Raw genomic sequence first — 11,975 nt, 5'->3', positions numbered from 1 at the left:
GCGTGACGGGGGAAGCGGCGCGGCAGCAAGTACGGTGGGCACCGTGACTCGCGTGGACCCGGCCGAGCGGCTGCTCGACCTCCTCATCGCGCTCCGGCACGCCCCGGGCCGGCTGACCAAGGCCGACATCCGCGCGTCCGTCAACGGCTACCTCGACGCGACGAACGACGTCGCCTTCGAGCGGATGTTCGAGCGCGACAAGGACCTCCTGCGTCACCTCGGCGTCCCGATCGTCACCGACGTCGACCCCGTCCACGAGGACGCCGTCGGTTACCGCCTCGACACGGCCGGCTACTCGCTGCCCGAGGTCACCTTCACCGCCGCGGAGATCGGCGTGCTGTCCCTGGCCGCGACGGTCTGGCAGGACGCCCACCTCCACGGCTCCGCCCACCGCGGCCTCACCAAGCTGCGCGCCGTCGCCGCCGGCGCGGACCCCGACTCCCACATCGGCGTCGCGCTGCGCGTGCAGCCCGCCGAGACGGCCCTCGGCCCGCTGCTGGACGCGATCGGCGCCCGGCAGGCCGTCTCCTTCACCTACCGGGCCGCCTCGACCGGTGAGGAGACCACCCGCCGCGTCCAGCCGTGGCGCCTGGTGAGCCGCGACCGCGGCTGGTACCTCATCGGCCACGACCTCGACCGTGACGCCCCCCGCGTCTTCCGCCTCTCCCGCGTCGTCGGCGCCGTCAGGGCCACCGGGCCGGCCGGCGCCTTCGAGGTCCCCGAGCACGACGCCCAGGCGATCCTCGCCGGCAGCGGCGGCGCGCGCGCCGTCCTCGCGGTCCTGCCCGAGCGTGGCGCCGCCCTGCGTGCCCGCGCCGTCGAGGAGCGCGGTGAGCGCGACGGACGCGACGTCGTCGTCGTGGAGACCGACGACGACTTCTCCCTCGCCGCCGAGATCGCCGCCTACGGGCCTGCCGTCCTCGTCCTCGAGCCGCCCGCCCTGCGCGAGGCGGTCCTCGCCCGCCTGCGCGCCGTCGCCGCCCTGGGGGAGGCCGTCCGTGGCTGAGACCACCGGGGAGCGCCTCACGCGGCTGCTGGCCCTCATCGCCTACCTCGGGGAGAACCCCGGGGTGCCCGTCGCCGAGGTCGCCGCCCACTTCGCGGTGAGCGAGCGCCAGGTGCTCGCCGACGTCAACCTCCTGTGGGTGACCGGCACGCCCGGTTACCTGCCCGACGACCTCATCGACTTCGCCGCCGACGAGTACGACCGGCAGGTCCTCACGCTCACCAACCCGCGCGGCATGGACCGCCCGCTGCGCCTCGGTGCCCACGAGGCGCTGGCCCTGCTCGTCGCGCTCAAGCCCCTGGAGGCGCTGAGCGCCGACGGCGGCATCGACGACGACGTCCTGCGCAGCACCACCGCCAAGCTCACCGCCGCGGCGGGGGAGGCCGCCCGCGCAGCCCAGGCCGTCGACGTCCACGTGAGCGACGCGACCGCCGCCCTGGCCCCGGTCCGCCAGGCCCTCGCGGCCGGCCGCCGTCTCCACCTCCGTTACGTCTCGGCGTCCGACGTCGTCACCGAGCGCGACGTCGACCCCCTCGAGCTCGTCTGGGACGGCAGCCGCTGGTACCTGCGCGCCTGGTGCCACCGCGTCGACGGGCTGCGGCACTTCCGCCTCGACCGCGTGCTCGCCGCGGAGGTCCTCGAGACGCCGGCCGTCCACGCCCCCGAGGCCACCGGCCGTAGCACCGAGCCCGAGCTCGACGACGACGACCTCCTCGCCGAGCTCGAGCTCGCCCCGCGCGCGCGCTGGCTCGCCGAGCGGGTGCCCGTCGTCGACCACGAGGACCTGCCCGACGGCGGGATGCGGGTGCGCCTGCGGGTGGCGGACCCGGCGTGGCTGGCGAACGTCGTCCTCGGGCTCGGTGCCGAGGTGCGCGCCGTCGCCCCTCCCGAGCTCGCCGCGGCGGTGGCGCGCCACGCGGCGGACGCCCTGGCCGCCTACGACGACATATCCTCGGGCTCATGACCTGGTGGCTCTGGCTCGTCCTCGTGCTCGCGGCGCTGGCCCTCTACGCCGTCATCGGCCTGGGCCTGTGGCGCCGCGGCAAGACGCTGCTCACTGAGCTGCGCGGCCTCGAGCAGCTGAGCGAGCGGCTGGCGGCGGTGCCGGGCCCCGGCCCGCCCGCGCCGATCGTCCCGGCCTCCCTCGCCCCGCCCGCCGAGGTTGCCGAGGCCCGCCACCGCCGGCAGGCCAACCTGCGCGCCCGCCGCGAGCGGCGTGCCGACCGCGCGGCGCAGGCCATGACCCGGTGGCGCCGGGTCGGGCTGCGCTGAGGCCGCGGCGTAGACTCGAAGTCCCCGGACCCGACGCGAAGGCACGTCATGCGACCCCCCTCAATGTGGCAGATCCTCATCATCGTCCTCATCATCGTCATCCTGTTCGGTGCGAAGCGGCTCCCGGACGTGGCGAGCAGCATCGGCAAGTCCCTCAAGATCTTCAAGAAGGAGGTCACCGAGCTGCGTGAGGACGACTCCACGCCGCCGCCCTCCGGCCCCGTGTCCGGTGGCCCGACCTCCCCGAGCACCACGCCCAACCCGACGACGGCGCCGCCCTCCGCGGACGACCCCGGCACCACGCCACCGGGTGGGACGGGCCGCTAGCACCCGCCGCAGGACGAGGACTCCGTGGCGCTGAGGACGGGGCGCGCCCGCAACCCCGAGGGCCGGATGCGGCTCGTCGAGCACCTGCGCGAGCTGCGTCGCCGCGTGCTGCTCGCCCTCGCGGGGATCGCCGTCATGGGCGTCGTGGGCTGGTTCCTCTACGAACCCGTCTTCGACGCCATCCAGGCCCCCGTTCTCGCCGTCGACGACGCCGGGCTCAACGCGGCGCTCACCTTCACCACCCCGGCCGCCGCCTTCGACATGCAGGTCCGGGTCTCGCTGTGGGTGGCGACGTTCCTCGCCAGCCCGTGGTGGCTCTACCAGGTGTGGGCCTACATCGCCCCCGGCCTCACCCGCAGCGAGAAGCGCCGCAGCCTCCTGTTCGTCGTCGCCGGGGTGCCGCTCTTCCTCGGCGGCGCCGCGCTCGCGTGGCTCGTCCTGCCGAACGCGATCAAGGTCCTCACCCAGTTCACCCCCGAGGGCGCGCTCAACTACATGCCCGCGACGGACTACGTCCGCTTCGTCATGCGGGTGGTCCTCGCCTTCGCGATCGCCTTCCTCGTCCCGCTCGTCATGGTGCTCCTCAACGCGATCGGGCTCGTGTCGGCGCGCGCGCTCCTCGCCGGGTGGCGCTGGGCCGTGCTCCTCGTCTTCGTCTTCGCCGGCATCGCGAGCCCCACCCCGGACCCGTGGACGATGATCGCGCTGGCTGTGCCCATGTGCGCCCTGTACTTCGGGGCCGTCGGCATCGCCGCGCTCCACGACCGGCGGGCCGCGCGCCGGCAGGCAGCCCACGAGGCCGAGCTCCTCGAGCCGGACTCGTGAGCCGGCGCATCGGCGTCGTCACCAACCCCACGGCAGGACGCGGCCGGGCCGCCCGGTCGCGGGAGGAGGTCCTCGCCGGGCTGGGCGAGGCCGGCCACGAGACCCTCGACCTCACCGGCCGCGACTACGCCGACGCCCTGTCCCGTGCTCGCGCAGCCCTCGCCGACGGGCTGGACGCCGTCGTCGTTGTCGGCGGGGACGGGATGGTCAACCTCGGCGCGAACGTCCTCGCCGGGACGGGCGTGCCGCTCGGGATCGTCGCCGTCGGCAGCGGCAACGACATCGCCGGGGCGCTCGACCTCCCGGTCCACGACGTGCCCGCCGCCCTCGCCGTCCTGCGCCGCGCCCTCACCGACGACGACGGCGCGAGGCAGGTCGACGCCGTCGCCGTCAGCACCCCCGGCCAGCCGACGAGCCGCTGGTACGTGAGCTCGCTGTGCGCGGGCCTGGACGCCGCCGTCGCCCACCACGCCTCCCGTCTGCGCTGGCCCCGGGACGGTGGGCGCTACGTCCGGGCGATCTTCTCCGAGCTCTCGGCCTTCCGCCCCTACGGCTTCCGGATCACCGCCGACGGCGAGACGTGGGAGCAGGAGGCCACGCTCGTCACGGTCTCCAACACCCCGCTCTTCGGCGGCGGGATGAAGGTGGCGCCCGGAGCGGTGCCCGACGACGGCCTGCTCGACCTCGTCACCGCGAGCGGGCTCTCGCGTCCCGCCGTCGTGCGCCTCTTCCCGCTCCTGTTCTCGGGGCGGCACGTCGACCACCCCGCGGTGAGGGTGCGGCGGGCGCGCAGCGTGCGCATCGAGCCCTTCACCGCGCTGGGCGCCAACCCGCCGGTGGCGATCGTCGACGGCGAGCCGCTCACCGCGCTGCCCCTCCAGTGCGACGTCCACCCGCGTGCGCTGTCGGTGCTGGCGCCTAGAGTCGAGGCGTGAGCCCACGACGCAAGCGCCGGCCTGAGACTGCGGTCGAGGGGACGGACACCTCCACCGAGCCGAGCCCCGCCGAGCGCTACGCCGCGGCCCGCAAGCGCGCCCGCGCCGAGCGCAGCGAGCTCGCCGCCTTCGCCGCCGGGATCGGCTTCCAGCTCGACGACTTCCAGCGCGAGGCCTGCGAGCAGCTCGAGGAGGGGCGCAGCGTCCTCGTCGCGGCGCCCACGGGTGCGGGGAAGACCGTCGTGGGGGAGTTCGCCGTCCACCTCGGGCTGCGGACCGGGCGCAAGACCTTCTACACCACGCCGATCAAGGCGCTGAGCAACCAGAAGTACCTCGACCTCGTCGCCGCGCACGGCGAGAGCAGGGTCGGCCTCCTCACCGGGGACACGACGATCAACGGCGAGGCCGACGTCGTCGTCATGACCACCGAGGTGCTGCGCAACATGCTCTACGCGGGCTCGCCGACCCTCGTGGACCTCGGCTACGTCGTCATGGACGAGGTCCACTACCTCGCCGACCGCTTCCGCGGGCCGGTGTGGGAGGAGGTCATCCTCCACCTCGCCGACGACGTCCTCCTCGTCTCCCTCTCGGCCACGGTCTCCAACGCGGAGGAGTTCGGCGACTGGCTCACCATGGTCCGCGGGGACACCGCCGTCGTCGTCTCCGAGCACCGGCCGGTCCCGCTGTGGCAGCACGTCATGGTCCGCGACCAGGTGCTCGACCTCTACAGCGCCCGGGTGGACCCCACCGACCCCGGGCCCAACCCGCCCATCAACCCCGACCTCGCCGAGGCGGTGCGCCGCGCTGCCCGCACCGGCTCCGCGCCGCCCGGGCGCCGCCGCGACCCGCGCGGCGGCCGGGCCCGCCCGCCCGCGCGGATCGGCCATGTGCGGCCCGCGCCCCGGCCGGTCGTCGTCGAGCGTCTCGACGAGGCCGGGCCGCTGCCCGCCATCGTCTTCGTCTTCTCCCGGGCGGGCTGCGAGGCCGCCGTCGAGCAGACGCTGCGCTCGCGCGTGCGGCTGACGAACGCCGCCGAGGCCCGCGCCATCGCCCAGGTCATCGAGGAGCGGTGTGCGGCGCTGCCGCCGGAGGACCTCGCCGTCGTCGGCTACCACGCGTGGTCCCAGGCCCTGCAGCGCGGGGTCGCCGCCCATCACGCCGGCCTCCTGCCGGTGTTCAAGGAGACCGTCGAGGCGCTCTTCACCGCGGGGCTGGTCAAGGTCGTGTACGCGACCGAGACGCTGGCGCTCGGGATCAACATGCCGGCGCGCTCCGTCGTCCTCGAGCGGCTCGACAAGTGGAACGGCACCGCCCACGCCGCCCTCACGCCGGGGGAGTACACCCAGCTGACCGGCCGGGCGGGGCGGCGCGGCATCGACGTCGAGGGGCACGCCATCGTGCTCTACGGCGAGGACGTCGACCCCGCCGCGCTGGCGGGCCTCGCCTCGCGCCGCACCTACCCGCTGCGCTCGAGCTTCCACCCGACGTACAACATGGCCGTCAACCTCCTCGGCACGCTGGCCTACCCGCAGGCCCGCGAGACCCTCGAGAGCTCCTTCGCCCAGTTCCAGGCCGACCGCGGCGTCGTCGGGCTGGCCCGCCAGGCACGGCGCAACGAGGAGGCGCTGGCCGGGTACGCCACCGCGATGACGTGCCACCTCGGCGACTTCACCGAGTACGCCCGCCTGCGCCAGCGGGTCAGCGAGCTCGAGAAGGACCGGTCGCGGGAGCGCTCACGCGCCGCGCAGCGCGCCGTCCACGCCTCCCTGGCGGCCGTCCGGCGCGGCGACGTCCTCGAGTACCGCCGCGGGCGCCGCACGCTGTGGGCACTCGTCCTGGACGTCGACGCCGACCGCCTCGACTCCCCGGTGCTGCGGGTCCTCACCCCCGAGCCGCGCGTGCGCACCCTCACGAGCACCGAGCTGCCCCACGGCGCCACGACCGTCGCCACCGTCCCCGTCCCCAAGCACGCCAACCTCCGGGACGCCGGCCAGCGCCGCGACCTCGCCGCGCGGCTGCGCAGCGCCGTCCAGGCGGCGCCGCCCGCCGCGGTCACCTCCCGCGCCGGTCAGGCGGGCGCCGACATCGGTGAGCAGATCGACGAGCTGCGCCGCCAGCTGCGCGCCCACCCGTGCCACGGGTGCAGCGACCGTGAGGAGCACGCCCGCTGGGCCAACCGGTGGGTGGCTCTGGACACGGAGCACCAGCGCCTGCTCCAGCGCATCGAGACCCGGACGTCCTCGATCGCCCGCGACTTCGACAAGGTCTGCGCGCTCCTCACCGAGCTCGGCTACCTCGAGCCGGACGGTGAGGGCGGCATGGCCGTCACCGACAACGGCCGCTGGCTCGCGCGCCTGTACGCGGAGAAGGACCTCGTCCTCGCCGAGTGCCTGCGCCGCGGCCTGTGGGCTGGCCTCGACGCCGCCCAGCTCGCCGCCGTCGTCTCCACCGTCGTCTACAGCGCCCGCAACGACGCCCTCAGCGCCCCCACGGGCGCCGGCGGCGGTGCGCTGGGGGACGCCGTGCGCCAGACCGTGCGGGTCTCGGACGAGCTCGCCGAGCGGGAGTCCCAGCACGGCGTGCCGTCCTCCGAGCCGGTCGACGCCGGGATCGTCTCCATCGTCCACGCGTGGGCCAAGGGCGCGCCGCTCGACACCGTCCTGGACGGGACGGAGATCGGGGCCGGGGACTTCGTGCGGTGGTGCAAGCAGATCCTCGACGTCCTCGACCAGCTCGCCACCGCCGCGCCGGACGCCGAGGGCCGCCGGACGGCGCGGCGTGCCATCGAGCTCGTCCGCCGCGGGGTCGTCGCCTGGTCCAGCGTCTGAGACCGCGAGCCTGCTCGCCGACGTGGGTCCGTGAGACATCCCACGACACGCCGCGACACGCCGGTCACGGGGAGATCACGAGGCCCGGCGGGCACCGGTGCTGACCTGCGTGCATGCCGCTGACCTGCGGGTTCGCGGGCTTGATGCGGTGCGCGCTGGACGCTAGTTTCGTCTCTCGTACCGCCCGCCCGCACCGGTGGCCTCCGCGCCGACCGGGACGAGCGCCGCGGCGGACAGTGGCCAGGCCCGCGTGTTCAGTAGATAACGACAGCTGCCCCCGCAGCGTCGGTCCGAAGGACACGCGGGTCGGTCACGTCCGTCCCGCCGCGGCCACGCCGGTGGGGTCAGGACCGGCCTCGCGGACACCTATCCTTGTCTGGTGCCCCTGCCCTCCCGTCGCGTCGCCGTGCTCCTCAGCGTCCTCGGGGCCCTGGCGACCGAGGCCGCCTTCCCGGGGCGTTCCTGGTGGCCCCTCGCCGCGGTCGGCATCGCCCTGCTCCTCCTCGCGCTGCGCGGCGCCACGGTGCCGCGCGCGCTCTGCTACGGCTGGGTGTGGGGAGCGGTGTTCTTCCTCATCCACCTGTGGTGGGCCGAGGAGGCCGCCGGTGCGGTGCCGTGGCTGCTGCTCGGTGTGGCCGAGGCGCTCTTCGTCGCCGTCTTCGCCGCCGGGTGGGTGCTGGCGGCCCGCTGGGGGCCGGTCGCCCGGCACCCCGCGCTCGGCGTCGTCGTCGTCGCGTGCCTGTGGGTCGCCACCGAGGCGGCTCGTGGCCTCGTGCCCTTCGGTGGCATGCCGTGGGGCAAGCTCGCCTTCTCCCAGACGAACGGGCCGCTGCTGCGCCTGGCGTCCCTCGGCGGGGAGCCTCTCGTCTCCGGCGCCGTCGTCGCCATCGGGGCACTGCTCGCCCTCGCCCTGAGCCACCTGCGCCACGCGCGGGTCGGCCGGGCCAGCGGGGCGCTCGTCGTGGGTGCCGCGCTGGTCGCCGTCGGCCTCGTCGTGCCCGTCGACACGCGCGCCGAGGCGGGCACGCTGCGCGTCGGTGCGGTCCAGGGCAACGTCCCCGGCCCGGGCCTGGACGCGTTCGCGGTGCGCCGCGACGTCCTCGAGCGCCACGTCACCGGCACCGAGGCGCTCCTGGAGGACGTGGAGCCCGGTGAGCTCGACATCGTGCTGTGGCCCGAGAACTCCACCGACATCGACCCGCGCGAGGACGCCGAGGCCGGCCGCCTCGTGGACCGCGCGGCGGACGCCGTCGGCGCCCCGATCCTCGTGGGCGGGCAGCGCTACGGGGAGGACTACCGGTACAACGAGGCGATCCTCTGGGTGCCGGGCGAGGGCCAGGTGGACGTCTACGCCAAGCAGCACCCCGCCCCGTTCGGGGAGTACATGCCGCTGCGCGACCTTGCGCGGAAGGTGACCGACGCCGTCGACCTCGTGTCCATCGACATGCTCCCCGGCGAGGAGGTCGGGATCATCGAGCTGGACAGCCCGCGGCTCGAGCGGGTGGTCGACCTCGCCGTCGGGATCTGCTTCGAGGTCGCCTACGGCGGCCTCATGCGGGAGGCGGTCCTGGCCGGCGGGGAGCTCATCGTCGTGCCCACCAACAACGCCTCCTTCGGCTACACCCAGGAGTCCACCCAGCAGCTCGCGATGTCGGTCTTCCGCGCCGTGGAGCACGGCCGGTCGACGGTGCAGATCTCCACCGTGGGGGTCAGCGGCATCATCTCGCCCAACGGTGTCGTCACCCAGTCCTCGGGGCTGTTCACCGCCGACCGCTTCGTCGCCGACCTGCCGCTCCGCACGTCACTGACGGTCGCCGACCGGCTAGGCGTGTGGCCCACGCTCGTGGCGGCCGCAGTCGCGGCCGTCGCCGCGGCCGCGGGCCTGGTCACCACCGTTCGACAGCGGTCCCCGCGGCCGAGGAGGACCGCATGAGGACTCTGGTCATCATCCCGACCTACAACGAGCGCGAGTCGCTGCCTGCCGCGCTGGAGCGCACCCGGCAGGCCGTCCCGGACGCGGACATCCTCGTCGCCGACGACAACAGCCCCGACGGCACCGGCGCGGTCGCCGACGCCGCAGCGGCCCGCGACGACGGCGTCCACGTCCTGCACCGCCCGGGCAAGCAGGGTCTGGGACGCGCCTACGTCGCCGGCTTCCAGTGGGCGCTCGAGCGGGGCTACGAGCTCGTCGTCGAGATGGACGCCGACGGCTCGCACCGGCCCGAGCAGCTGCCCGACCTCCTCGCCCGTGCGCAGCGTCCGGACGCGCCCGAGCTCGTCATCGGCTCGCGGTGGGTGCCCGGGGGAGAGGTCGTCAACTGGCCCCGCCACCGCGAGCTCCTCTCGCGGGGCGCCAACACCTACGTCCGGCTCGCGCTGGGCCTGCCGGTGCGCGACGCGACCGCCGGCTTCCGGGTCTTCCGGGCGGACGTGCTCGCGGCGCTCCCCCTGGGGGAGATCGAGTCCCAGGGCTACTGCTTCCAGGTGGACATGACCTGGCGGGTGCACCGCGCGGGTGGGCGGGTGGCCGAGGTGCCGATCAGCTTCGTCGAGCGGGCGGAGGGTGTGTCGAAGATGAGCCGCTCGATCATCACCGAGGCGCTGGTCCGCACGACGGTGTGGGGGCTGTCGCACCGCAGCCGCCAGCTGCTCGCGCTCGTGCGGCGCCGCTGAGCCGTTCTGGACGGACGACGAAGGCCCGCAGACTGTGCCTGCGGGCCTTCGTCGTCGTGTGGTGCGCCGTGCGTCAGGCGCTGCGCCGACGCAGCTGACCGCTGCGCAGCAGCTCGAGGCGCTCGGTGAGCAGCTCCTCGAGCTCGGGGATGGTGCGACGCTCGAGCAGCATGTCCCAGTGGGTACGCGGCTTCTTGACCGGCTTGGTGGGCTCGGGGCGGGTGGCGTCGCGCAGGAGCGCCTCCTCGCCGCAGCGGCACTCCCAGAGGGCCGGCATCTCGGCCTCCGCCGCGAAGGGCAGGACGATGGTGTGGCCGTTGGGGCACTCGTAGTGGGCCTCGGTACGCTCGGCGTACTGGACGCCGACCTCGGTCTCCAGGCTCTTCGCGCCGATCCCGACTCCGCGCAGTGATCGATCTGCCATGACGCGTCTCCTCTCGGGCGCGTGCCAGACGCGCCGGTGTGAAAGCTTCTACTGGGCCCAACGAACGATGGTGTCGAGTTGTTCCGCGGTCGTGGTGAACGTCCTGTGAAGGTCCCGCAGACCTTCGCCCGGTAGGGTCCCGGTGTGACCGAGATGACGTATCGCCAGCTGGGTTCCAGCGGCCTCGTGGTGTCCGCTGTCGGCCTGGGGTGCAACAGTTTCGGAGCGACCCTACCGCCGGACGAGGTCCCGCGCGTGGTGAGCGCAGCCATTGAGGCCGGTATCACCCTGTTCGACACCGCCGACGTCTACGGCGGTGAGCCGGGCCAGGGTGAGGAGCTCCTCGGCGCCGCCCTGGAGGGGCGTCGCGACGACGTCGTCGTCGCGACGAAGTTCGGGATGGACACCCGGGGACTCAACGGTGACGACTACGGCGTGCGCGGCTCACGCCGCTACATCCGCCGGGCCGTCGAGGGCTCGCTGCGCCGCCTGCGCACCGACCACATCGACCTCTACCAGGTCCACCGCCTCGATCCCGTCACCCCGCTCGAGGAGACCCTGGGCGCGCTGGACGAGCTCGTGCGCGAGGGCAAGGTCCTCTACACCGGCTGCTCCAACGTCAGCGGCTGGGAGCTCGTCGACGCCGACTGGACGGCGCGCACTGGCGGTCTGGCGCCCTTCATCTCCGTGCAGAACGCGTACTCGCTGCTGTCCCGGGAGATCGAGGCCGAGGTGGTCCCGGCGGCCGCGCACGTGGGCGCCGGCATCCTGCCGTACTGGCCGCTCGCCTCCGGGCTCCTCACCGGCAAGTACCGGCGCGGCGAGCCGGCCCCCGCGGGGAGCCGCCTCGAGCAGCGGCCCGAGCGTCTCGCGAGCGCCGACTTCGACCGTATCGAGGCGCTGGAGGCCGTCGCGCAGCAGGCCGGTGTCCCGCTCCTCACCCTCGCGATGGGTGGCCTCTCGGCCCAGCCCGGTGTCGCGAGCGTCATCGCCGGTGCGCGCTCCCCCGAGCAGGTGGAGCAGAACGTCGCCGCTGGCCTGTGGGAGCCCGACGCGGACACGCTCCTTGCCATCGACGAGGCGGTCCCCGGACCCGCCGCGGGCTGAGCCGGCAGCTTCCCGGCCCGGGGCTCATCTCGGCACCGCCGAGTGCAGCAACCGGGCCCGGTGCGCCCCGACGGCCACGACCGCACGCACGGGCAGCACGCCGGAGCGGGCGGCGTCGGCGACGGCGTCGCCCCAGCGGACCTCGCGCGTGCCCCGGTCCCCGCCACCGGGGGAGGCGAGGGCGACGACGAGCGAACCGAGGGGGGCCACCTGCTCGATCGCGCGGCTCATCCGCGTGAGCACGGTGACCACCTCACCCGGCGGGGGAGCGTCGGGGATCTCGGCGAGCTCGACGACCAGGCCGGTGGACCGGCCGTCCTCGTCGAGGGCGATGAGCCACATCGACAACCCGTCGCCGCTCGCAGCCGCGCGGACCGCGCCCGCCGCGCAGGCGACGGCGTCGTCGTCGCTGTGCACGAGCCCTCCCGCGTGCATCCACGGCTCGTCCTCCGTCCTGATGCTGTCCTGGGCGCAGGCCCACGTGTCCGGTGCCAGTGTGTCGTCGGTGATCATGGGGCAGACGTTCCCAAGCGGCGGCGACCAGCGGCCGGCTCCACCGGCGGAGCAGGGGACCGGCC

At 74.6% G+C, this 11,975-nt stretch carries 12 protein-coding genes; 10 read left to right on the top strand and 2 right to left on the bottom strand.

Going from position 1 to position 11,975, the window contains the following annotated elements; genetic code table 11:
• The 9 genes from ACWPXV_RS13805 to ACWPXV_RS13765 all read left to right on the top strand — a co-directional run.
• Positions 1-1,006: helix-turn-helix transcriptional regulator (locus ACWPXV_RS13805; RefSeq protein ID WP_454085746.1), on the top strand; the 1,006-nt coding region annotated here is incomplete at its 5' end.
• On the top strand, positions 999-1,970 hold the full coding sequence (locus ACWPXV_RS13800) for a helix-turn-helix transcriptional regulator (RefSeq protein WP_454085745.1): 972 nt from the start codon (positions 999-1,001) through the stop codon (positions 1,968-1,970). The genes ACWPXV_RS13805 and ACWPXV_RS13800, both read left to right, overlap by 8 nt.
• Positions 1,967-2,278, top strand: a complete 312-nt coding sequence (locus ACWPXV_RS13795; protein ID WP_454085744.1) for a hypothetical protein — start codon at positions 1,967-1,969, stop codon at positions 2,276-2,278. Before ACWPXV_RS13800 ends, ACWPXV_RS13795 begins: the two co-directional genes overlap by 4 nt.
• A 48-nt stretch (positions 2,279-2,326) precedes the next feature.
• Entirely contained in the window at positions 2,327-2,605 is a 279-nt protein-coding gene (gene tatA, locus ACWPXV_RS13790; protein WP_251839500.1) for a twin-arginine translocase TatA/TatE family subunit, read from the top strand.
• A gap of 24 nt (positions 2,606-2,629) precedes the next feature.
• On the top strand, positions 2,630-3,430 hold the full coding sequence (gene tatC / locus ACWPXV_RS13785; protein ID WP_454085743.1) for a twin-arginine translocase subunit TatC: 801 nt from the start codon (positions 2,630-2,632) through the stop codon (positions 3,428-3,430).
• Positions 3,427-4,365, top strand: coding sequence for a diacylglycerol/lipid kinase family protein (locus ACWPXV_RS13780; RefSeq protein WP_454085742.1), 939 nt, complete (start codon positions 3,427-3,429; stop codon positions 4,363-4,365). The genes tatC and ACWPXV_RS13780 overlap by 4 nt, the downstream gene beginning before the upstream one ends.
• Positions 4,362-7,193, top strand: coding sequence for a DEAD/DEAH box helicase (locus ACWPXV_RS13775; RefSeq protein ID WP_454085741.1), 2,832 nt, complete (start codon positions 4,362-4,364; stop codon positions 7,191-7,193). The genes ACWPXV_RS13780 and ACWPXV_RS13775 overlap by 4 nt, the downstream gene beginning before the upstream one ends.
• Before the next feature lie 379 nt (positions 7,194-7,572).
• Positions 7,573-9,126, top strand: coding sequence for an apolipoprotein N-acyltransferase (gene lnt / locus ACWPXV_RS13770; RefSeq protein ID WP_454085740.1), 1,554 nt, complete (start codon positions 7,573-7,575; stop codon positions 9,124-9,126).
• Positions 9,123-9,866, top strand: a complete 744-nt coding sequence (locus ACWPXV_RS13765; RefSeq protein WP_454085739.1) for a polyprenol monophosphomannose synthase — start codon at positions 9,123-9,125, stop codon at positions 9,864-9,866. The genes lnt and ACWPXV_RS13765 overlap by 4 nt, the downstream gene beginning before the upstream one ends.
• Before the next feature lie 73 nt (positions 9,867-9,939).
• Here ACWPXV_RS13765 and ACWPXV_RS13760 read toward each other — a convergent pair whose 3' ends face one another.
• Entirely contained in the window at positions 9,940-10,290 is a 351-nt protein-coding gene (locus ACWPXV_RS13760) for an RNA polymerase-binding protein RbpA (RefSeq protein WP_454085738.1), read from the bottom strand.
• A 153-nt stretch (positions 10,291-10,443) separates the two neighbouring features.
• On the opposite strand from ACWPXV_RS13760, the gene ACWPXV_RS13755 reads away from it, so the two are divergent.
• A complete protein-coding gene (locus tag ACWPXV_RS13755) occupies positions 10,444-11,397 on the top strand; it encodes an aldo/keto reductase (RefSeq protein ID WP_454085748.1) in 954 nt (317 codons plus the stop codon).
• Positions 11,398-11,421: 24 nt separating this feature from the next.
• On the opposite strand, the gene ACWPXV_RS13750 is transcribed toward ACWPXV_RS13755, so the two are convergent.
• Positions 11,422-11,910: a hypothetical protein gene (locus tag ACWPXV_RS13750; protein WP_454085737.1), complete on the bottom strand. Its 489-nt coding sequence runs from the start codon at positions 11,908-11,910 to the stop codon at positions 11,422-11,424.
• Positions 11,911-11,975: the final 65 nt, after the last annotated feature.

The organism is Georgenia sp. Marseille-Q6866 (assembly GCF_965111665.1).
The sequence above is the reverse complement of the archived record's forward strand: the minus strand, read 5'-3'. Positions and strand labels throughout refer to the sequence as shown.